A 21,190-nucleotide genomic window follows, 5' to 3' on the forward strand; every position below is an offset into this window, starting at 1 on the left:
TGGTTCGAGCCCAGTAGCGACCACCATATTTTACTTGTTTTATAGATTGATATTCCCAGGTCGCTTAGCTCAGCTGGGAGAGCACCTCCCTTACAAGGAGGGGGTCACTGGTTCGAGCCCAGTAGCGACCACCATATCAAATCACATTTTCTGCGTTATATCCCAGGTCGCTTAGCTCAGCTGGGAGAGCACCTCCCTTACAAGGAGGGGGTCACTGGTTCGAGCCCAGTAGCGACCACCATATTCTTCGTTATAAATTCTAATTTAATCCTACTCCAATTTTTCTTAGACAACTGCAATATTATTTGATCACTTAATCTTATTTAGAACACTCTAATATTGCTTCTTACAATCTCACTTTTTAACTTTCTTGATGTTTGGCCATAAAAAAGCCACTCAAATTGAATGGCTTCTATTAAACTCTGTAAATTACGGCATCAATCCAGCCCTAAAAAACCACCTGTTTGATGAGCCCAAAGTTGTGAGTAAATGCCATTGGCTTTAATCAATTCTTGATGAGTGCCTTGTTCTACTATTTTTCCTTGATCTAATACTATCAAACGGTCCATTGCCGCAATGGTGGATAACCTATGAGCAATGGCAATAACCGTTTTACCTTCCATTAGTTCGTATAATGACTCTTGAATTGCCGCTTCTACCTCTGAGTCGAGCGCAGAGGTGGCTTCATCGAGTAATAAGATAGGGGCATTTTTGAGCAATACTCTTGCAATTGCGATACGCTGACGCTGGCCTCCAGACAGCTTAACTCCGCGCTCGCCTACCTGTGCATCTAAGCCTTTATTGCCAAAAGGATCCGTTAACGTATCAATAAAGTCGAACGCTTGAGCTTGAGTAATTGCGGCCATCAATTTTTCTTCGCTAGCGTTTGGATCGCCATATAAAATATTTTCACGAATTGAGCGATGCAGTAGAGATGTGTCTTGCGTCACCATGCCAATGTTTGCGCGTAATGAATCTTGAGTAATGTCCGTTAATGGTTGGCCATCAATAATAATCTGTCCCTGCTCAACATCATGAAAACGCATTAGCAAGTTAACTAATGTTGATTTTCCAGCACCTGAGCGACCGACTAAGCCAACTTTTTCGCCTGGTTTAATGTGTAAATCAAGGGTGTCGATAACCCCTTTTTTCTCACCATAATGAAAACTTACCTGGTTAAAATCAATTTGACCGTGATTAACTATAATGTCCTTTGCATTCGGTTTATCTTGAATTGCAATGGGTTTCGACAAAGTATTCATGCCGTCTGTTACTGTACCAATATTTTCAAATAACGAGCTTATTTCCCACATGATCCATTGTGACATCCCGTTTAAGCGCAAGGCTAGACTCACTGCAATAGCGATTGCCCCTACTGTAATCGCACTGTCTGCCCATAGCCAAATTGAAACAGCAGTGATAGTGAATGCCAACAAATAATTAATGATTTGAACCAACACGTTAATTACAGTAACCAAACGCATTTGGCCATAAACCGTGTTTAAAAAAATACTCATACTGTCGCGTGCATAATCTGCTTCTTGCTTGGTATGAGAAAACAATTTTACGGTTGAAATATTGGTGTAACTGTCAACAATACGTCCAGTCATTGTTGAGCGGGCATCAGCTTGTTCGGTGGCTACAGCTTTGAGTTTAGGGACTAATTTCCATTGGATCGCAACATAGGCAGCTAACCAAACCAACATAGGTAATACAAGACGAACATCGGCGCTGGCAATCATTACTAGCATCGAAGTGAAATAAATCAAAATGTACATCAGTACATCTAATAATTTCATGACTGTTTCGCGAACAGCTAGAGAGGTTTGCATTACTTTAGTCGCTACGCGGCCTGCAAAATCGTCCTGATAAAACGAAATACTCTGCTTAAGTAAGTAACGGTGTGCCTGCCATCGAATGGCCATCGGGTAGTTGCCGAGCAAAGTTTGATAAATAATTGAGGCATGTAACCAGACTAAAAAAGGGATCACAACTAACACTATTATCGACATGCCAATTAAGGTTACGTGCTCATCTTGCCATAATGTTTGTGGATTCTTAGTAACTAACCAATCAACTAATTTTCCCATAAAGCCAAATAAAGACACTTCGAGAATGGCAAGCATTGCCGTAAGCACAGACATCACGATTAAAGGCCAACCAAACCCGCGAGTATAGTGTCGACAGAATGCATATAAGGTGTTCGGTGGCTGAGTCGGTTCTTCAGGTGGTAAAGCTTGGGTCAAAGATTCAAAAAATTTAAACATCTATTGCTCTAACATTGTTAGTGAGATTTCTGGTGCATAGGATAACGTAAAAATGGCAAATGTAATCGGTTAAATTGTTACCGTATACAAATACGATTGAGTTCCGTTTTCCGCTAGGTGTGGTACTTTGCCTTAGGTAAAATAACGCAATAACAAGTTATACGAGAATCCTAAGATGAATGTTCAGTATGTTTTATATTTTATTCAGTTGCAGGAATAGATTATGTCAATTGATGTGTCTCCAGCAGATTGCACATTGACGGCACAAGTATGCCAGCAGGCCAGGCTTAGCCGCGATGCACGTTTTGATGGTCAATTTTTTACTGGAGTGCTAACAACGGGAATTTATTGTCGTTCAATTTGTCCAGCTCCGCCTCCTCATGAAAAAAACGTACGCTATTTCGATTCGGCAATCAAAGCCGCCAATGCGGGTTTGCGACCTTGTCTTAGGTGTCGTCCTGATAGCGCACCAAGTTCGCATGCTTGGCGAGGAACGGACACCTCATTAAATCGTGCCATTAAGTTAATTGAGCAAGGTTTTTTAAGTGGTGATAATGCAGGTACCATCACTGAGCTTGCTGATCGGCTTGGGATTACCAGTCGATATTTAAGCCAACTTTTTAATCAAGGTGTCGGCACCTCGCCCAAACGATTTGCAATTTATCAGCAATTAATGTTTGCGAAACAACTTATTCACCAAACATCATTATCAATGACAGATGTTGCCATGGCTGCAGGCTTTAATAGTATTCGACGTTTTAATGAAGTCTTTAAACAACAGCTTATGCTTACACCTTCAGACTTACGTAAACAAAATAATCAACGTACATTAACGAAAGTCCACTCTGATAATGAAGTTATGCCTGTCAACCCTATTCGGCTAGCTTTGGCCTATCGTCCGCCACTTAACTGGCAAAAAATGAATCGTTTTTATGCTTTTCGTCAAGTAGATCATATGGAGGTCGTTGATGAAAAAGGAGGTTATGCGAGAAGCTTTTCGTTTTTTGGTGTTAATGGTGTTTTTTCAGTTAGTCCGAATACTCAAAAAACACAGCTTGATCTTAGTATTTATTTTGTTAACGCAGAAGACGTAAAACATTTGCACAAAATTGTCGCTAAAGTAAGATCCTTATTTGACTTAGATGCTGATATGCGGGTTATTGAACAAGCATTAACCTCTATTTCATCCCTTGGGGCTAAAGTCGATTCTGGCTTGAGGATCCCTGGTACAGGTAATGCATTTGAAGCAGCATGCCGTGCCGTGTTGGGGCAGCAAGTTAGCGTAGTGCAAGCCACTAAGTTACTTAATACGGTGGTACAGCATTATGGCGAAGAATTAATCGTTAATGGTAAAAAGTGGCGACTTTTCCCAACTCCTCAGGCCATTGCTCAAGCCTCACTTGATGAGCTAAAAATGCCTGCTGCACGTAAATTCGCATTGAATGCTTTGGGGCAATATGTTGCTCAACATCCAAACTCTACACCACAAGATTGGCTAACGGTTAAAGGTATTGGTCCATGGACTGTCGCTTACGCTCAAATGCGTGGTCTAAGTGATCCTAATGTTTTTTTAACCACAGATTTAGTAATAAAAAATCGCTTGTATGCATTACATCAATTGGCTAACAAACCTATTGAATCAACAAAAGTCTATGCTCAAATAGCCCAAAAAATAAGTCAATCTGCCAGCCCTTGGGGCAGTTATTTAACGTTTCAGTTATGGGATGAAGATCCACTGAACCCAACAAAAGAATAAAATGATGCCTATAATTGCTCCCCCAAGAATATCCGCGATGGTTTCAAGCCCTGTAGGCTTGCTTTCGCTCAAAGCATCCGAGAATGGCTTGACTCATTTACAAGTTGAGGACCTAGCAAGTACTCACGCAGATGTTGCGATTCAATCATTAACCACATTATTCATAAGTCACGATGATGATCTCCTAACCGTTGATGCACAAAATTACATAGAGTCTACGACTCAACAATTAGCAGAATATTTTGCCGGTAGGCGACAGCAGTTTAGTGTCACGCTAGCGCCTAAAGGAACTGAGTTCCAACAACAAGTGTGGCATGCTTTAAGTGAGCTGCCTTTTGGCGGAAGCTGCAGTTACAGTGATATTGCCAATACTATAGGTCGGCCTAAAGCGGTTAGGGCTGTTGGAGCGGCAAATGGCGCTAATCCAATCGCCATTATTGTCCCGTGTCACCGCGTGATTGGTAAAGGAGGTAAGTTAACTGGTTATGCTTATGGACTTGAAATGAAGCAATGGTTGCTTAATCTCGAAGCGAGCGATTAAATCGTAATTTATCTGACTGCTGCGCTAAAGTGCGGTAAAATGTCCGATTGTTACCCATTGTTGAGCACATCTGATCCATGACACAAGCTTCATTAGCTACTACTTTTGCAGAATTTAGCCTAAACACTCTGTTGTTGGCTCGCTTGGCAGAGCTTCAATATCTTCAGCCTACGCCTATTCAAGCCCACACAATCCCCAGCATTTTAGCAGGTAAAGATTTACTAGCAGGTGCTAATACTGGCTCAGGTAAAACCGCAGCGTTTGCATTACCGATATTGCAGCAGTTAATGAAACGCACAAACGTTAATGCGACTAAAGGAAACTTTGTGAGTGCTTTGGTATTAGTACCAACGCGAGAACTTGCGAAACAGGTCGCCGACAGTTTTAAATCTTATGCCGTGCATTTAAATGGCGGGATTAAAGTGGTTGCTGCGTTTGGTGGTGTATCGGTTAATACTCAAATGCTTGCTTTACGTGGCGGTGCAGATGTTGTTGTGGCAACACCGGGCCGATTATTAGATTTAGTGTCAACTAATGCGATTAAGTTATCTGCAGTGACCACATTAGTTCTTGATGAAGCCGATAGAATGCTTAGCTTAGGCTTTACTGAAGAGTTATCGCAACTCATCGCTTTGCTGCCTAAGAAAAAACAAACTCTATTATTTTCTGCCACATTCCCTGAAGAAGTGCGCCAACTAACCCAAGCGTTATTGGTTGAACCTTTAGAGGTACAGTTACAAAGCGCCGAAGCCAGTACTCTTGTACAACGTGTCATGACGGTTAACCGTGAGAAGAAAACAGCTTTGCTTGCGCATTTATTACTTGAGCATCAATGGCGTCAGGTATTGATTTTTGTAAGTGCTAAAAATGGCTGTAATCATTTAGCGCAAAAGTTAGCTAAACGTGGAATTAGTGCAGAAGTGTTTCACGGTGATAAAGCGCAAGGTGCACGTAGCAGAGTACTCGAAAGCTTTAAAGCAGGAACGATACAGGTATTGATAGCAACCGACATTGCAGCACGTGGTTTGGACATTGAAAAACTGCCAGTAGTAATTAATTTTGACTTACCACGCAGTCCAGCAGATTATATGCATCGCATCGGCCGAAGTGGTCGTGCAGGAGAGGTCGGTTTAGCGTTGACCTTGATATCTCATGATGAGTATCATCATTTCTCTGTTATTGAGAAAAAGAATAAAATTCGTCTTGAACGCGAACAAGTTAGCGGATTTGAAGCTGACGAGAATATACCTGACGTCGTGTTAGAACAACCTAAACCAGTTGCAAAACCGGAAGGTACAGGTAAGAAGAAACGCAAAAAGTCACCCCCAATTAATGTTGATATTTGGGCTAAAAAACCAGATTAGTAGTAGGTAATATGAAACATATTTTTTGGTTAGTTGATGATCAAATCGCAGGGCGAAGTGGTCCAAACAAAGATGCATGGGACTTAGCTGAATTAAAGCAAGCCGGGTTTGGCGCGATTGCATCATTAAACAATGGTGAAGGCTGTGATACTGCTGCTATGGCACAACTAGGTTTAAAGCATAAAGTCTTTAATCTACCCGATAACATTCCGCCTAAACCGCAAGATTTAGCTGTATGTGCAGAAATTTTGCCACAGGTATTAGCTTTTATTCGTCAATGTGAAGCAGAGCAATTACCAGTATTATTACATTGTCGCTCTGGGATTAACCGCACCGAAATGGTGATGGCCTATTACATGATGGAAAATGGTGCTGCCCCTGTACATGCAGTAAGCCAAGTGCGTAATGCCAGTGGTTTAGCATTTGATGCAGATGGCTGGGATCAATTCGTTTATGATGTACTTTACGAGTTACAGTCAGCATCAAATTAACAGATTAAACACACAGACAACACAGTGCGTTAAGGGAAACATCAAGATAGATCGCTCAGATTTATCTTAATGTTTCCCTTTATTTTTTGTGAAATCGTTATCTCTGTGGATTTTTTTGTCTTGTGATCTGTATATGTTTAATACACGCTAAAGTTTGACGATAAATGCTATAGTGAAAAAGACAAACGCGCGAACAAGGGGAAACAATGAGTCCAAAAATGAGCAAAGCGAATCAATCGCAAGGTTTATTGCTTTTTAGGTTAAACCACACTCAACAGTTTGCATTGGGAACCTTAAAGATTCGTGAGCTTGTTCCGTATACACCGTTAACCAAAATCCCTCACTCTCATATTGCTATTATGGGTGCAGCGACAATCCGTGGCATGACGATTCCTGTTATTGATATGGCTGCTGGCATTGGTTTTAAGCCCGTGACAGATCTAGAACGTCAAGATTGCTACATCATCATTACCGATTGCCAACGCATGGTGATTGGTTTCTTAGTACGTGCAATTGACAAGATTATTGAATGTAACTGGCGCAATATTGAGGCGCCATCAAATAATTTAGGCAAAAATGCTTTTTTAACTGGAGTGACTCGGTTTGATGACAAGCTTGTTCAACTTCTTGACGTTGAGCTATTGTTGTCAAAGATATTCCCTGATGATCCCATTACTAATCGCGCTATATTGACCGATGTCCAACGAGAAAAACTCAAACCATTACGCATTTTATTGGTAGATGATTCAAAAGTCGCTCGTAAGCAGCTATCTGATGCATTAGATTCAATCAACATTGCCTATCAAGTCACGTCCGACGGCCATGAAGCATTGCAGATGATGTTACAGGCTGCAAAAGAGCGTGCGCCAATAGATTTACTTGTTAGTGATATTGAAATGCCGGGCTTAGATGGTTATGAACTCGCATTCGAAGTTAAAAATAATCCCGATATCGCCAATGCTTATATTATTCTACACACGTCATTATCTAGCGAAATAAGCGTCAGTCAGGCTAAGCAAGTAGGGGCTAACGAAGCATTAACTAAGTTTGATGCTAAAGAGTTGATTGAAGCCATGTTGCGCGGCGCGAATACTAAGCATATTGTTTGATAAACAGTAAAAACATCAATATTTTCTGTAGCCTTGGGCTTGTAACATGTTTAACAACTTGATTTCAATTTATATAGAACAGATAAACTATCGTTCATTTAAACAACAACGATAGATTTTTTTAACTCTTTTGTGCTCAAAACTAGACTTCTTATGTTCCATCCTGATATATAGCTACAAGGCTTTTTCGGTGCACCGCGCCCAGTGATAGCATAAAGCTAAAGCCATGAAGTTATTTTTGAAACGCTTATGTTGAGTTAAATTGTTAACAAGGATACCAGCAACATAATACTTTTCAGGGATACGGTTAACTTGTTTAGCGCTTTATATGATAACGATAGTTGTTTTATAACGCATTATGCGATTAATCACAGTATTAGCTTTAGGTATTACTAACAATAAAAAAAGCCATTAATATAATAATCATAGGTTAAGCAATGAATCAGAAAACATCACTGTTAGCTCGAATCGCTAGCGGTAGCTTAGTGCTACAAATTATCAGCGGGATCATTTTGGGAGTGATCTTAGCCAGTGTTTCAACAACCGGTGCCCACAGTGTGGCATTTTTAGGTTCGCTGTTTGTTGGCGCACTAAAAGCCATTGCACCCGTACTTGTATTTGTTTTAGTCGCATCATCGATTGCGAATCAAAAGAAAAACAGTCACACCAATATGCGTCCTATCATTGGTTTATATCTTTTAGGAACCTTTGCAGCAGCCTTTACTGCGGTTATTTTCAGTTTTGCTTTTCCAACGACATTATTGCTGGCAACCGGAATTGAAGGTTCTAATCCACCTCAAGGTATTACCGAGGTTTTAAATACTTTGTTATTTAAAATTGTTGATAACCCCGTTAACGCGCTATTAACCGGCAACTATATCGGTATTTTAGTATGGGGTGCAGGTTTAGGTATTACCATGCATCACGCCAGTGAGAGCACTAAGCAAATGCTTTCAGATCTAAGCGATGCTGTTTCGAATATTGTTCGCTTTGTCATTCGTTTAGCCCCAATCGGTATTTTCGGTTTAGTGGCAGCAACATTTGCTGAAACGGGTTTCGAAGCACTAGCAGGTTATGCTCAGTTATTAGCGGTACTCGTTGGTGCAATGTTATTTATTGCCTTAGTGGTAAACCCTATTATTGTGTTTGTTAAAATTAAGCGTAACCCTTATCCATTGGTTTTTAAATGTTTACGTGAAAGCGGCGTAACGGCGTTCTTTACTCGTTCTAGTGCCGCTAATATTCCAGTCAACATGGCACTATGTGAAGAGTTAAAGCTGCATAAAGATACTTACTCTGTATCCATTCCATTGGGCGCGACCATTAATATGGGGGGGGCAGCAATTACGATTACCGTATTAACCCTTGCTGCAGCCCATACACTCAATATTCCGGTCGACTTTATGACCGCGCTATTATTAAGTATTGTTGCTTCTATATCTGCTTGTGGTGCGTCTGGTGTCGCAGGTGGTTCGTTATTGTTAATTCCATTAGCGTGTGGCTTATTTGGTATTTCAAATGACGTTGCAATGCAGGTTGTTGCGGTAGGCTTTATTATTGGTGTTATTCAAGACTCCGCTGAAACAGCTTTAAACAGCTCTACTGACGTTATCTTCACGGCAGCGGCGTGTGAAGCAGCCGAAGCTAAAGAGGCGGCTCAAGTAAGTTAAATGTAGCAGATAGAATAAAAATGCCGGCCCATGGGATAACTGTGGTGCCGGCATTTTTGTGATTGATTTAAACCAGTTACTATTATCCTGAGTTCATGTTATTAGAATGGATGTTGGCTAAAAAATGTCATTTCAACTTGGGTATATGGATGCGTAATAATTAATGATTGTGCATGTAAATTGAGGCGTTTACTGGCTTGTATGGTTTCTTTGTCGCCATAAAATTCATCACCTAATATAGGATGACCCAGAGCAAGCATGTGCACCCTCAACTGATGGGTGCGACCGGTATGAGGCTTAAGTTCCATTAAGGTTGAATTGCTGCGGTGTTCTAACACACTAAAATAAGTTAGTGCTGCTTTGCCCGAATCACTTAACATCTGAAAGGGTGGCGTGTCAGGGTTTGGGCCTAATGCAAAATTTACTTTACCTTGCTGTTCCAATACTTGTCCAAATACTTCGGCAATATACACTTTTTTAGCTTGGCGGTTCTGAAACTGGATTTTTAAGTGAGACTCCGCTTTTTTGGTGCGAGCAAAAATCAAAATCCCTGAAGTATCACAATCTAAGCGGTGGATTAAAATCGCTTCTGGGTAACGTTGCTGTAAGCGAGTTATTGCTGTGTCATGAGTGTCTGGTGAGCGCCCAGGATTTGATAATAATCCCGAAGGTTTATTAATCACAATAATATCACGGTCTTTATAACGGATGTCCAACCAAGGAATTGACGGTGGTCGATAAGTAAAGATGTGCATGATGGAATTGTCTCTTTAATAAACTGAGTTATGCCTGAAGGTAACGCGCGCATACTAACAAAATTTGTTCAGTAACGAAAATAAGATAACGTTAACAGTGTCTATCAAGTGGGTATTTATGGAAAGGTGAAGATATGCTGACATTTAATATCTTCAAGTTGAGATTAACTACAAACTTGCAAACCACAAGCGCAGCGACATGCCCCAGTAGCTAGTAACGCCAGATGTGACAAAGCGAATTTGATTGTTGCTGTCGACAATATAAATGGCTGGTAGGGCCGTTGCTCCCCATTGCTGGCTATGGTGATTATTGGTTTGGTTGATGACAGCAAATTGGTAATCATTATACTGCATAAATGCATTTATTTCAGTATTTGAACCAGAGGCCACAGCAACAGAAATAACCTGATAATTTTGCTCTTTTGCCACGCTATTGACCATAGGCGAGGTAACTTTACACACTGTGCACCAGGTACCCCAAAAGTACACTAAGCTTGCTTTGTTGGTCTGCTGAGCGTGATTAAAAAATGATACCTCACTCTCGTTGTGTTGCTGACTATTGGCCAAGCTGTTATTGATCACAATATCATTAATAGGTGGGGCTGTACCCGTTAGCATGTCACGTTGAAGGTAACTTGCAACCGCAAATAATAGTGCTGCTAGCATAGCTAAATCTCGTAAGGCCAGTAGCCAAAATCGCGATGAACGAACATTTACACCGATAGTGTTAATACAACGTGTAATCCATATTGGCATATTGAGGGCTTACTTCATTTTAAGGTAAATACTGGTTTGGGGTTTTACGACTGTATATTTTACTATAAGCCATTAACTGCGGGTAAAAGGTCCGAAATGCTATTTCAATTTCGACATACAGTTTATCTACATCACGTATCGCATGGTCAAATAATTCTGGTTTTGACAGCCTCTGGCTAACCCCTTTTATTGCTTGATTTAATCCTTGTTTCGTCTTGTAGCTACTCAACCAATCTTGTTGGATTATTTTAGGTGCGATAGCCTGTAAGGTTGCAGGTAATTGGGGCGTAGTATTAAGTTCTTGATAGGCTTTTTGGCAAAACACATCGAGTTCTTGATGATGATATTCTTCCCAATAAAAGGCTAAATAATGGTCAAATGCTAAATCGATTAATATGGGCGCGACTCGGCGAGACGTTTTAGGGAATTGTTTCAATAAATCGATAATAATTTCATGACTATCAGTTACTTGGTCTATTTGACGATGCAACCAAATTCCTTGCTGAAGATGTTGAGGGTGATCTTCAATTTTTCCTTTGGCGAAATCACCGCACAAATTAGCCACTAGATGGGTATCGCTTATGTCAGCTAAATGTAAGTGTGCTAAAAAGTTCATATTTTGTGCTTCTAATTTTATTATATTACAGTATGATACAAGCCGTTTGTAACAAAGCATTACAATAATGACTAGCTGCTTGGTTCAATCATAACGCTTTATACGCAAATGTCATTGAGTATTGTGAACTGTGTTGTTGTTACTGCTATAAATTAGTGTTAACTAATTGATTATAAAAATTAAGGCTTTATTTAGGGATCATGGATGATGAAAAACTGGCTTAAAAAAATATTCGGCAGGCCGATAGCGGCTAAAACAAATAAAGTACAGATTGATATGCGCTACGAAGTTCATTCTTTTAAGTCTGATAAAACGACTGAGCAGCCAATAACTGCAACTTTAGAACACAACAGTCCCAACTCTGCTACACCAATACAAAAGCCGACAAAGTAATCAGTAAACTTGATCTTAACCTGCGCTCACAATAGACTAGCGGCCGTTTTTACTGTTGAGATATTACTATGCGCGTTGCTGACTTTTCTTTTGACCTTCCAGATGAGCTTATTGCTCGTTATCCGACTGCACAACGCAATGCGTCGCGTCTACTAACCCTCGACGGTATAGACGGACAGTTAGCGGATAAGCAGTTTACTGATTTACTTGAGTTAATTAATCCTGGCGACTTAATGGTGTTCAATAACACCCGAGTGATCCCTGCACGCTTATTTGGCCAAAAAGCCACAGGTGGCAAGCTTGAAATCTTAGTTGAACGCATGCTTGATGATAAGCGTATCCTTGCCCATGTACGTAGCTCCAAATCGCCAAAAGCAGATACATTAATTAATTTAGATTCAGGCTACCAAATGAAGATGCTTGCGCGTCATGAGGCATTATTTGAGCTTGAGTTATTAGGCGATAACACGATATTAGCCGTGCTTGAGCAAGTAGGCCATATGCCACTTCCGCCATATATTGACCGTCCAGATGAAGATGCGGACAAAGAGCGTTATCAAACTGTTTATAACCAAACTCCAGGTGCGGTAGCAGCACCAACAGCAGGTTTGCACTTTGATGATGCAATGTTAGCCGCGTTAAAAGATAAAGGTGTCAATGTTGCTTTTGTGACCTTGCATGTTGGCGCTGGGACATTTCAGCCTGTTCGTGTTGATAATATACTTGAACATAAAATGCATTCTGAATGGGCAAATGTACCGCAAGATGTTGTTGATCTTATCGCGCAAACTAAAGCTAATGGTCACCGAGTTGTTGCCGTTGGCACTACGTCAGTACGTTCTTTAGAAAGTGCTGCTCGCGCTTGTGGTGATGCGCCCCTTGAAACGTTTAGCGGCGATACCGATATCTTTATCTACCCAGGTTATCAGTTTAAGATTGTTGATGCGATGGTGACTAACTTTCACTTACCTGAGTCAACATTAATCATGTTGCTTAGTGCGTTTGCTGGTTACGATGAGGTCATGGCGGCATATCAACATGCTATAGCGCAAAAATATCGCTTTTTTAGTTATGGTGATGCCATGTTTGTGACGAAAAAAGCCCCCTAATCCCTGAAATTGATTTACAATACACGCCAATAAACGCCCGCTAATAGTGGGCGTTTTGATGTTTTAATGTGTTCTTAACCTTGAAGCATTAAAATTCGCCCTCATTACTATAGAAACTAAACAAGTCAGACTGTTTATCTGGCAAGGTGATTTATGAAATTTGAATTAGACACAACTGATGGACGTGCGCGTCGCGGACGTTTGATATTTGACCGTGGCACTGTAGAAACGCCAGCATTTATGCCTGTAGGTACTTACGGTACTGTTAAAGGTATGACGCCTGAAGAAGTCCGCGCCACAGGTGCAGACATTTTATTGGGTAATACCTTCCATTTATGGTTACGCCCAGGCGAAGAAATCATGCGCAAACATGGTGACTTGCATGACTTTATGAACTGGCAACGTCCAATATTGACTGATTCAGGTGGATTTCAGGTGTTTAGCTTAGGCGACATTCGTAAAATCACTGAAGAAGGTGTGCATTTCCGTTCACCGATTAACGGTGAAAAGATCTTTTTAGATCCAGAAAAATCAATGCAGATCCAGGATTCATTGGGTTCTGATGTCGTGATGATTTTTGATGAATGTACGCCATACCCAGCAACGCATGACGAAGCTCGCAAATCAATGCAAATGTCACTGCGTTGGGCAAAACGTTCGCGTGATGAGTTTGACCGTCTAGAAAATCCAAACTCATTGTTTGGTATTATTCAGGGTGGTGTTTACGAAGATTTGCGCGATGAAAGTGTTAAAGGGTTATTAGACATTGGCTTTGATGGTTATGCCGTTGGTGGTTTAGCTGTCGGTGAGCCTAAAGAAGATATGCACCGCATCTTAGAACACGTTTGTCCGCAAATTCCTGCTGATAAACCGCGTTATTTAATGGGTGTAGGTAAACCAGAAGATTTAGTTGAAGGTGTGCGTCGTGGCGTTGATATGTTTGACTGTGTAATGCCAACACGTAACGCTCGTAACGGTCATTTATTTACCAGCGAAGGGGTAATTAAAATCCGTAATGCACGTCATCGTGATGATACTGCACCGCTTGATGCTAAGTGTGATTGTTATACCTGTAAAAACTATTCGCGCGCTTATTTATACCATTTAGATCGTTGTAATGAGATTCTAGGTGCACGTTTAAACACCATTCACAACCTACGTTATTACCAAATGTTGATGGAAGGTTTGCGCGGCGCAATTCAGACAGGTACATTAGACGCCTTTGTGAAGGAGTTCTATACCAGTCTTGGTCGTGAAGTACCTGAGTTAATCGATTAATTTTAGCTAATAAGAAGAGAGAACTATGTTAATTTCAAATGCTTATGCAAGCCCAATGGGTGGCGCTGCCGGTGGCGAAACCATGCAGTTAATTTTTATGCTTGTGATGTTCGGGTTGATTTTCTACTTCATGATTTTCCGTCCACAGTCAAAGCGCGTTAAAGAACACAAAAACCTGATGGCATCGATTTCAAAAGGTGATGAAGTGTTAACTAGCGGTGGTATTTTAGGCAAAGTAACTAAAATCAGCGAAGAAAGTGATTACGTGTTATTAGCCATTAACGATAACAACCAAATTACGATTAAAAAGGATTACATCGCAGCGGTATTGCCTAAAGGTTCTATCCAGTCGTTATAAGCCAAGAGGGCTATGGTGTGTTAAATAAATACCCAATGTGGAAAAACATCATGGTGGTGCTTATCATCGCCATTGGTGGTTTTTATGCCATACCGAATTTGTTTGGTGAAGACCATGCTGTTCAGGTAGTGGCAACTCGTGGTGCGGAAGTTACTGCGTCAACTCAAGCTAACGTTGTACAAATGTTAGAAGGTAAAGGCATTGCGATTAAGCGTGCTGAACTTGAAAACGGACAATTATTAGTTCGAGTACAGAACTCTGAGCAACAGTTAGTGGCTAAAGAGGCCATTGCTGAGCAACTTGGACAGAAATATACCGTTGCACTGAACTTAGCGCCGGCAACCCCTGAATGGCTTGAAGCTGTTGGTGGGTCACCAATGAAGTTAGGTTTGGATTTACGTGGTGGTGTTCACTTCTTAATGGAAGTGGATATGGGCGAAGCGATCCGCAAAATGGAAGAGGCCAAAGTAGCTGATTTCCGTAGCCAGCTACGTGAAGAAAAAATCCGCTATGCAGGTGTTCGCAAAACCCCTAAAGGAATTGCGATTAAGTTTCGTGATGCTGACACGGTTAGCCAAGCTGAGAATTATTTAAAAACTCGCAGCAACGACATGATCTATACCGATGCAAGCACTGATAAAGAGTTTGTATTACTGGCAACGATGAGTGATGTATACCTTAAGCAAATTAAGGAAGAAGCTTTACAGCAAAACATCACAACGATTCGTAACCGTGTTAACGAGTTAGGTGTTGCTGAACCTGTAGTGCAACGTCAAGGCGCAGAGCGTATTATTGTTGAACTACCGGGTGTACAAGATACCGCTCGTGCAAAAGAGATCTTAGGTGCAACTGCATCGATTGAGTTTCGTATGGTTGACGACAAAGCAGACGTCAGTGCTGCGGCCAGTGGCCGTGTACCTGCTGGAGCTGAAGTTTATCAACGTCGTGAAGGTGGCATTGCCGTTCTGAAAAAAGAAGTGATGTTAACTGGTGATCATATCACTGGTGCACAGCCTACTTTTGACGAATACAGTCGACCTCAGGTAGCGATTAATCTTGACGCAAAAGGCGGCACGATTTTCTCGAACGTAACCAAAGACAATATCGGTAAACCAATGGCAACATTGTTTATTGAATACAAAGACAGCGGCCTTCGTAACCCTGATGGCACCGTTAAAATGACCAAGATTGAAGAGGTTATTTCGGTTGCGACCATTCAAGCTCGTTTAGGCCGTAATTTTGTGATCACAGGCCTTGAGCACAGTGAAGCACAAAGTCTAGCGTTACTATTACGAGCCGGTGCACTTATTGCGCCAGTAACAATCGTAGAAGAACGCACTATTGGTCCAAGCCTTGGTGCTGAAAACATCGAAAACGGTGTACAAGCCATGGTATGGGGCATGGTTGTTGTGCTGGTATTCATGATGGTTTACTACCGTGCATTTGGCTTTATCGCCAACCTTGCATTGATGGCTAACTTAATCATGGTTGTGGGCGTTATGTCGATGATCCCAGGTGCGGTATTAACACTGCCAGGTATTGCCGGTATGGTGCTAACTGTTGGTATGGCGGTTGACGGAAACGTGCTTATTTTTGAACGTATCCGAGAAGAAATTCTAGGCGGTCGTAGCGTACAACAAGCCATTCATGAAGGTTACGGTAATGCGTTCTCGACGATTGCCGATGCAAACATCACTACCTTTATGACAGCACTTATTTTGTTTGCTGTGGGTACCGGAGCGGTGAAAGGCTTTGCTGTTACCTTAATGATAGGTATCGCGACTTCGATGTTTACAGCCATTGTTGGCACACGCTCAATCGTGAATGCGATTTGGGGTGGTAAGCGCGTTAAGTCATTATCTATCTAAAGGAGAAGTTGAATATGTTTCAGATATTTTCAGTAAAAAACACAGTCGACTTTCTTCGTCATGCATTTCCTATCAGTGTCATGTCGTTTATCTTGGTGATTGCTTCTTTTGTATCGTTAGGCGTGCAAGGCATTAACTGGGGTTTAGATTTCACCGGCGGTACCGTTGTTGAGATGGAGTTTTCAGAACCTGTTGACTTAAATGCGTTGCGTGCAACCATGACAACAGACGATGCTGAAGGTGCAGTGGTACAGAACTTTGGTTCTAGCCGTGACGTTTTAGTTCGTTTACCTGTAAGAAGCGAACTGAAAAGTGATGCTCAGGTTGCAGCAGTATTAACTGCAGCTCAATCAATTGATGCTGGTGTGGTGCAAAAACGTGTTGAATTTGTCGGCCCACAAGTCGGTAAAGAGTTAGCAGAGCAGGGTGGCCTCGCAGTTATTGTTGCCTTAATCTGTATTCTTATTTACGTTTCATTTCGTTTTGAATGGCGCTTAGCCGCTGGCTCTGTTGCGGCACTTGCTCACGACGTGATTGTGACTTTAGGGGTGTTCTCTGTATTACAACTGGAGTTTGACTTAACGGTATTAGCCGGTTTGTTAACGGTTGTCGGTTACTCACTTAACGATACCATCGTAGTGTATGACCGTATTCGTGAAAACTTCTTAAAAATGCGTAAAGGCACACCTGAAGAGATTGTGAATACCTCTATTACTCAAACCATGAGTCGTACTGTTATTACTACCGGTACGACCTTGATTACGGTCATTGCGTTATTCCTTAAAGGTGGCACCATGATCCACGGCTTTGCGACTGCATTGCTATTGGGTATTTTTGTGGGTACGTACTCATCGATTTATGTGGCAAGTTATCTCGCCATTAAACTGGGTATTAACCGCGAACACATGCTACCTGTAGAGATTGAGAAAGAGGGCGCTGATCAGCCTTCTATGATGCCGTAACACGTATTATTACAGCTCAATTGCCAACAATAAACCCCAGCTTGCTGGGGTTTATTGTTTTATAGTTATCTAATTTTGAAGGTGTTTTAATACAAGCTTTTATGCACTTATTTGTTTCATTGGCGTTATAAATAAGACGTTATTTTGTAGGTATGAAGCATTAGGCTGGTTTTTGCTGATCATTGCTGTTTAATGATTGCTTGTGAAGGTGTTGTTTACAGGCTGTAAGCAGAGTTTGATACCAACTAGAATCAGTTTCAATGACTAACGCTTCCCAGCCATCGGTACTCAAAATCTCTATCATAATTAACCTTAGCGAGTTCTCATGGTCTGCTGTGACTCTGAATGTCCCTGCCGTAGTGTTTAATCGGCTAATGTTAATCAGACTTGGTTTACTATTAGCTTTTTGAGTATTCATGTTTATAACCGACTATTGTCCTTCTATAACGACTTAATACTGCTGATATTCATACTACTTCTAACTGGCCTTTATTTGCACGATAGGAGCCTTGGTTGTTTGTGGCGCGTATACACCAGTGCCCGTCATGGCAATATGATTGAAGTTTTGGCTAATCATTTTACTGCCAACATCTTTGGACGTTTCAGGACGGCTGATTAAATACCCTTGAATGCAATCAATGCCGAGTTTTTTGACTAACTCAAACTGTGGTGCTGTTTCAACACCTTCAGCAACGATTTTTAAATCAAGGGTTTTCCCTAAGCCACTAATCGAATTTAAAATCTTTTCATATTTGGGGTTAATATTTGCTTGGTCAATAAACAACTTATCAATTTTAATGACATCAACGGGTAAATTAGCCAGGGTGGATAACGAGCTGAACCCAGTACCAAAGTCGTCAATAGCGATTAATACTCCTGCTTGACGCAGTTTTTCTAAATCCGATATCACATTTTCAGAAGCATCTATAAAGCACGACTCGGTGATTTCAAGTAATAATGCTTTTGGCGGTAATCCAACTTTGTTAATGGTTTCCATAACCCAATCATGAAGCGGGATATGTGCTAGTTGTACCCCAGAAATATTGACCGATATTCTTACCTTATTCATACCTGCATTATACCAAGCCGCCATTTGGCGACAGGCTTCAATCAATATCCAATTACCCAACTCTAAAATTAAGTTAGAGTCTTCTGCTATGGGGATAAATTCAGTAGGTGAAATAGAACCTTCAGTTGGGTGGTGCCAGCGTACCAGACATTCAAAATAATCGATGCTGAAATCGTTTACATTCACAATGGGTTGAAAAGATAAACTAAAATTTTGACTCGCCATAGCAAGACGCATTTCTTCAAGTAAATAGTGATAACGACGCATTTTATTGCCCATTTCTGGCGAATAAACACGATAAATGCCTCGACCATCTGTTTTGGCTCTATACATTGCAACATCGGCCATTTGTAATAGAGTATTGGGGTTTGCTGCACTGTCGGGATAAACCGCAATCCCAATACTAGCGCCAATTTTAATTAATTTATTACCTAATACAAAATCGCCTTCTATCTCTTGTAATACATTTTGAGCCACTTCTATTACGAGATTTTCATCATGTAAGTCTTCAATGAAAATGGAAAACTCATCACCACCTAATCTCGATAAACTTAACTCCAAGCCTAATGTTGGTGCAAAATGACTGAGCTTGCGGTTACGTACAACCGTCGCAAGTCGCTGGGCGACCTGAATTAATACTTCATCACCAAAACTGTGGCCGAATGAGTCATTCACTTGTTTAAAACCATCGAGGTCGATAAACAATAATGCCTGCTTTTTCTTTAACGCTTGGGCTTGTTCAAGTTGAGTTTGCAGGTGTTGTAAATATGCATGGCGGTCAATGAGCCCGGTCAGTTTATCTTGATGTTGGCTAATGATATTTTTGTGCTGCTGTGCGTGGATTTGTTTATTGAGCTCAATCAGAGCTAAACTCAATTTAGAGATAGTATTTTGTTGCTCAACCTTAGGCGGTGTAATATTAAAGGCTGCCAGTAACTTGTTTGTTTCGTTGTTTACCACCTCTAACGACTTATCAAGTTTTCTCTTTTGTCGGCGAGTAATGTAAAACGGAATACCGATGGCAAAGAAACCTAAAAGCAATAAAGGCAAGTTACTGAATAGCATAATATTATTGAATGCATCATTAAGGCTAATTACTTTTATTTCATTATCAACTTTGGATAATACTACATAGTTTTTTTTGTCATCAGACACAATGTTATAGTTCAATAAGATGCTTGCCCAATGATTACTTACAGGGGCCACATTACGCTGATCAAATTGTTGCAAATTGACGTTGTTATTATCGCGATTAAAGGCTTGAAGACTTTGATTGAGTGTGATTATAACTAAAAGAGATAACCCGATTAATAAACTTAATGATAACAAGATTATTTTGGTTGTCCGCATTAGTTTGGGCTCTTAAATAGTTAGTTGTAGAATTTGGCACGGTTGTTTATATGGAAACAAATACCGTTTGTGATTAATTTACGAGTGTAGAGTAAATTTTGTCATTTAACAATTGAGTTTGTATATGTTTTGTTGATTATGTAATGAAGTTGGCATTAACATAACGCTTTTTTATTTATATATTCTAACAATCACTTAGCAGCAAATCTGAGCTGCAAGTGAGTGCAGGCTTTGCACTAAAGTTCAAATCAAAGCCCAGCTAAAAACAAAGGAACTCAATAGTATATTGAAGGCATTATTTATAATTAAATATCCCCCTTAGCAAAGAAGTAGGGTAATACTTTTTACTGACTAAAAGTTGTTAATTTAGCGATTGAAATTCAAAAAAATCTATTTGGCGTTAACTAATTAGTCTTTAAATGATGGCTAATTCAAGTAATTGATCAATTAACCATTAAGCTATGTTAAGCGTAATTACATATTCAGCTTGGCCATTCTCAGTTGAAGTAAACTCGCCTTGTCCAATATATTCCGTTAGATTTTCTGTTCCGGACCCGGCAATAATATGAAATTCACTTTGAGCCACACCCGTGACAAATGTGCCGTTATGTTGAAATATGATACGGCCTGTAATTTCAGGTGTCGTAATATTAAGCTCTTCTAAGCCTGTAAATACAGCAGTAGTATCTTGTTGGTATGACATCACATAACGAATATCCGCTGATCCGGTGATGTCTCCTGAATAAGTTTGTTTTATATTTGCAATCGTTTGCTTGGTGCCATCTTCATGCTCTGCATATGCGGTTTCATCCCATTGGGTAATTTGAAAAACGCCTTTTAAGACAACCTTGGTCATGTTGAGTCCTTTTGATTACGAGCTTTGTTCATGGTATCGATAAACTTAAGGTAATCATTGTTTAATAGAAATGTCCAATTTATAAACAGTACTCGACAGATTTTGGTTGAGGAAGTAGGATGAAACAAATTTGCCAGCAGAGCAATGCAGTAGGATAACGCATGGAACAACGAAAAGTATTATTGGCCGGTGGCAATCTGTTACAGGCCCACACATGGAAAGGGTTACTGGAAACCAGCGGCATTGAAGTTGATCTTAAAGGTGAAGCGCTAATAGGTGGCGTGGGTGGCCTTCCTATTGAAATGCAAACTGTTGAATTATGGGTGATGAACACTCAGTTAGCCGCTGCACAAACATTACTTGATGCTCTCGAAATAGAGCAACCACAATGGCAATGTGTGCAATGCCATGAAATGAATGAAGGCAGTTTTGAACTATGCTGGCAATGCAGCGCACAAAAAAGCGAAACGCATAATTAAATAATAATGTTACATGCTCAGTAAGCCACTCTGTTAGGTGCCCTGAAAAGCGGTAATCGGTTAGCTAATGTTAATTTATGCTGCGTTACTTGTAGCGAGGAGTTAACTAATATTTCGTAATATTCATCGTGAAACAAAATAAA

20 protein-coding genes and 2 tRNA genes are annotated in these 21,190 nt (G+C 40.6%); 15 read left to right on the forward strand and 7 right to left on the reverse strand.

Annotated elements, in window-relative coordinates; genetic code table 11:
* Window positions 1-58: 58 nt before the first annotated feature.
* A tRNA-Val gene (locus IEY40_RS06765) sits at window positions 59-134 on the forward strand.
* Between the two features lie 31 nt (window positions 135-165).
* Window positions 166-241: transfer RNA gene (locus IEY40_RS06770), tRNA-Val, on the forward strand.
* 196 nt (window positions 242-437) lie between these two features.
* Here the strand turns inward: IEY40_RS06770 and IEY40_RS06775 are convergent.
* The gene (locus IEY40_RS06775; protein ID WP_188954620.1) at window positions 438-2,267 is read right to left on the reverse strand and encodes an ABC transporter ATP-binding protein; all 1,830 of its coding nucleotides are present in this window, start codon (window positions 2,265-2,267) and stop codon (window positions 438-440) included.
* A gap of 223 nt (window positions 2,268-2,490) precedes the next feature.
* Here IEY40_RS06775 and IEY40_RS06780 point away from each other — a divergent pair, with 223 nt between their 5' ends.
* From IEY40_RS06780 to sstT, 6 genes are all read left to right on the forward strand, one after another.
* Window positions 2,491-4,023 (forward strand): DNA-3-methyladenine glycosylase 2 family protein, encoded by a 1,533-nt coding sequence (locus IEY40_RS06780; protein ID WP_188954621.1) that lies wholly within the window; start codon window positions 2,491-2,493, stop codon window positions 4,021-4,023.
* A gap of 1 nt (window position 4,024) precedes the next feature.
* Window positions 4,025-4,564 (forward strand): methylated-DNA--[protein]-cysteine S-methyltransferase, encoded by a 540-nt coding sequence (locus tag IEY40_RS06785; RefSeq protein ID WP_229777041.1) that lies wholly within the window; start codon window positions 4,025-4,027, stop codon window positions 4,562-4,564.
* Between the two features lie 77 nt (window positions 4,565-4,641).
* Entirely contained in the window at window positions 4,642-5,928 is a 1,287-nt protein-coding gene (locus IEY40_RS06790; protein ID WP_188954624.1) for a DEAD/DEAH box helicase, read from the forward strand.
* A gap of 11 nt (window positions 5,929-5,939) precedes the next feature.
* Window positions 5,940-6,419, forward strand: a complete 480-nt coding sequence (locus IEY40_RS06795; protein ID WP_188954625.1) for a protein-tyrosine phosphatase family protein — start codon at window positions 5,940-5,942, stop codon at window positions 6,417-6,419.
* A 206-nt stretch (window positions 6,420-6,625) separates the two neighbouring features.
* A complete protein-coding gene (locus tag IEY40_RS06800) occupies window positions 6,626-7,528 on the forward strand; it encodes a chemotaxis protein (RefSeq protein WP_188954626.1) in 903 nt (300 codons plus the stop codon).
* Window positions 7,529-7,965: 437 nt separating this feature from the next.
* Entirely contained in the window at window positions 7,966-9,198 is a 1,233-nt protein-coding gene (gene sstT, locus IEY40_RS06805; protein WP_188954627.1) for a serine/threonine transporter SstT, read from the forward strand.
* Window positions 9,199-9,299: 101 nt separating this feature from the next.
* Here the strand turns inward: sstT and IEY40_RS06810 are convergent, their stop codons facing one another.
* The 3 genes from IEY40_RS06810 to IEY40_RS06820 form a co-directional block, all read right to left on the reverse strand.
* Window positions 9,300-9,953 (reverse strand): RluA family pseudouridine synthase, encoded by a 654-nt coding sequence (locus IEY40_RS06810; RefSeq protein ID WP_188954628.1) that lies wholly within the window; start codon window positions 9,951-9,953, stop codon window positions 9,300-9,302.
* Between the two features lie 168 nt (window positions 9,954-10,121).
* Window positions 10,122-10,709, reverse strand: coding sequence for a protein disulfide oxidoreductase (locus IEY40_RS06815; RefSeq protein WP_188954629.1), 588 nt, complete (start codon window positions 10,707-10,709; stop codon window positions 10,122-10,124).
* Between the two features lie 19 nt (window positions 10,710-10,728).
* The gene (locus IEY40_RS06820; protein WP_188954630.1) at window positions 10,729-11,325 is read right to left on the reverse strand and encodes an acyl carrier protein phosphodiesterase; all 597 of its coding nucleotides are present in this window, start codon (window positions 11,323-11,325) and stop codon (window positions 10,729-10,731) included.
* Between the two features lie 204 nt (window positions 11,326-11,529).
* Here IEY40_RS06820 and IEY40_RS06825 point away from each other — a divergent pair, with 204 nt between their 5' ends.
* The 6 genes from IEY40_RS06825 (at window position 11,530) to secF (ending at window position 17,293) form a co-directional block, all read left to right on the forward strand.
* The gene (locus IEY40_RS06825) at window positions 11,530-11,718 is read left to right on the forward strand and encodes a hypothetical protein (protein ID WP_188954631.1); all 189 of its coding nucleotides are present in this window, start codon (window positions 11,530-11,532) and stop codon (window positions 11,716-11,718) included.
* A 68-nt stretch (window positions 11,719-11,786) separates the two neighbouring features.
* Complete coding sequence (queA, locus tag IEY40_RS06830; protein ID WP_188954632.1) at window positions 11,787-12,827, forward strand: tRNA preQ1(34) S-adenosylmethionine ribosyltransferase-isomerase QueA; 1,041 nt, start codon at window positions 11,787-11,789, stop codon at window positions 12,825-12,827.
* 153 nt (window positions 12,828-12,980) lie between these two features.
* Window positions 12,981-14,105 carry a tRNA guanosine(34) transglycosylase Tgt gene (gene tgt, locus IEY40_RS06835; RefSeq protein WP_160055630.1) on the forward strand — a complete coding sequence of 375 codons (1,125 nt, stop codon included), beginning with the start codon at window positions 12,981-12,983 and terminating at the stop codon, window positions 14,103-14,105.
* Window positions 14,106-14,130: 25 nt separating this feature from the next.
* Entirely contained in the window at window positions 14,131-14,463 is a 333-nt protein-coding gene (yajC, locus tag IEY40_RS06840) for a preprotein translocase subunit YajC (protein ID WP_160055628.1), read from the forward strand.
* Between the two features lie 17 nt (window positions 14,464-14,480).
* Window positions 14,481-16,331, forward strand: coding sequence for a protein translocase subunit SecD (gene secD, locus IEY40_RS06845; protein ID WP_188954633.1), 1,851 nt, complete (start codon window positions 14,481-14,483; stop codon window positions 16,329-16,331).
* A gap of 14 nt (window positions 16,332-16,345) precedes the next feature.
* Window positions 16,346-17,293 carry a protein translocase subunit SecF gene (secF, locus tag IEY40_RS06850; RefSeq protein WP_188954635.1) on the forward strand — a complete coding sequence of 316 codons (948 nt, stop codon included), beginning with the start codon at window positions 16,346-16,348 and terminating at the stop codon, window positions 17,291-17,293.
* 160 nt (window positions 17,294-17,453) lie between these two features.
* Here the strand turns inward: secF and IEY40_RS06855 are convergent, their stop codons facing one another.
* The 3 genes from IEY40_RS06855 to IEY40_RS06865 form a co-directional block, all read right to left on the reverse strand.
* Window positions 17,454-17,711, reverse strand: coding sequence for a hypothetical protein (locus IEY40_RS06855; protein ID WP_188954636.1), 258 nt, complete (start codon window positions 17,709-17,711; stop codon window positions 17,454-17,456).
* Window positions 17,712-17,771: 60 nt separating this feature from the next.
* Complete coding sequence (locus IEY40_RS06860; protein WP_188954638.1) at window positions 17,772-19,712, reverse strand: putative bifunctional diguanylate cyclase/phosphodiesterase; 1,941 nt, start codon at window positions 19,710-19,712, stop codon at window positions 17,772-17,774.
* 454 nt (window positions 19,713-20,166) lie between these two features.
* Window positions 20,167-20,568 (reverse strand): DUF3224 domain-containing protein, encoded by a 402-nt coding sequence (locus tag IEY40_RS06865; RefSeq protein ID WP_188954640.1) that lies wholly within the window; start codon window positions 20,566-20,568, stop codon window positions 20,167-20,169.
* A gap of 161 nt (window positions 20,569-20,729) precedes the next feature.
* Here IEY40_RS06865 and IEY40_RS06870 point away from each other — a divergent pair, with 161 nt between their 5' ends.
* On the forward strand, window positions 20,730-21,047 hold the full coding sequence (locus IEY40_RS06870; RefSeq protein WP_188954642.1) for a putative signal transducing protein: 318 nt from the start codon (window positions 20,730-20,732) through the stop codon (window positions 21,045-21,047).
* Window positions 21,048-21,190: the final 143 nt, after the last annotated feature.

Source organism: Shewanella ulleungensis (genome assembly GCF_014648315.1).
Classification (GTDB): domain Bacteria; phylum Pseudomonadota; class Gammaproteobacteria; order Enterobacterales; family Shewanellaceae; genus Shewanella; species Shewanella ulleungensis.

Bases quoted from the DNA above. Each gene is read 5' to 3' on its own strand.
- IEY40_RS06775 (WP_188954620.1), bottom strand. From the start codon at position 2,267: ATGTTTAAATTTTTTGAATCTTTGACCCAAGCTTTACCACCTGAAGAA.
- IEY40_RS06780 (WP_188954621.1), top strand. From the start codon at position 2,491: ATGTCAATTGATGTGTCTCCAGCAGATTGCACATTGACGGCACAAGTA.
- IEY40_RS06785 (WP_229777041.1), top strand. From the start codon at position 4,025: ATGATGCCTATAATTGCTCCCCCAAGAATATCCGCGATGGTTTCAAGC.
- IEY40_RS06790 (WP_188954624.1), top strand. From the start codon at position 4,642: ATGACACAAGCTTCATTAGCTACTACTTTTGCAGAATTTAGCCTAAAC.
- IEY40_RS06795 (WP_188954625.1), top strand. From the start codon at position 5,940: ATGAAACATATTTTTTGGTTAGTTGATGATCAAATCGCAGGGCGAAGT.
- IEY40_RS06800 (WP_188954626.1), top strand. From the start codon at position 6,626: ATGAGTCCAAAAATGAGCAAAGCGAATCAATCGCAAGGTTTATTGCTT.
- sstT (WP_188954627.1), top strand. From the start codon at position 7,966: ATGAATCAGAAAACATCACTGTTAGCTCGAATCGCTAGCGGTAGCTTA.
- IEY40_RS06810 (WP_188954628.1), bottom strand. From the start codon at position 9,953: ATGCACATCTTTACTTATCGACCACCGTCAATTCCTTGGTTGGACATC.
- IEY40_RS06815 (WP_188954629.1), bottom strand. From the start codon at position 10,709: ATGCCAATATGGATTACACGTTGTATTAACACTATCGGTGTAAATGTT.
- IEY40_RS06820 (WP_188954630.1), bottom strand. From the start codon at position 11,325: ATGAACTTTTTAGCACACTTACATTTAGCTGACATAAGCGATACCCAT.
- IEY40_RS06825 (WP_188954631.1), top strand. From the start codon at position 11,530: ATGATGAAAAACTGGCTTAAAAAAATATTCGGCAGGCCGATAGCGGCT.
- queA (WP_188954632.1), top strand. From the start codon at position 11,787: ATGCGCGTTGCTGACTTTTCTTTTGACCTTCCAGATGAGCTTATTGCT.
- tgt (WP_160055630.1), top strand. From the start codon at position 12,981: ATGAAATTTGAATTAGACACAACTGATGGACGTGCGCGTCGCGGACGT.
- yajC (WP_160055628.1), top strand. From the start codon at position 14,131: ATGTTAATTTCAAATGCTTATGCAAGCCCAATGGGTGGCGCTGCCGGT.
- secF (WP_188954635.1), top strand. From the start codon at position 16,346: ATGTTTCAGATATTTTCAGTAAAAAACACAGTCGACTTTCTTCGTCAT.
- IEY40_RS06855 (WP_188954636.1), bottom strand. From the start codon at position 17,711: ATGAATACTCAAAAAGCTAATAGTAAACCAAGTCTGATTAACATTAGC.
- IEY40_RS06860 (WP_188954638.1), bottom strand. From the start codon at position 19,712: ATGCGGACAACCAAAATAATCTTGTTATCATTAAGTTTATTAATCGGG.
- IEY40_RS06865 (WP_188954640.1), bottom strand. From the start codon at position 20,568: ATGACCAAGGTTGTCTTAAAAGGCGTTTTTCAAATTACCCAATGGGAT.
- IEY40_RS06870 (WP_188954642.1), top strand. From the start codon at position 20,730: ATGGAACAACGAAAAGTATTATTGGCCGGTGGCAATCTGTTACAGGCC.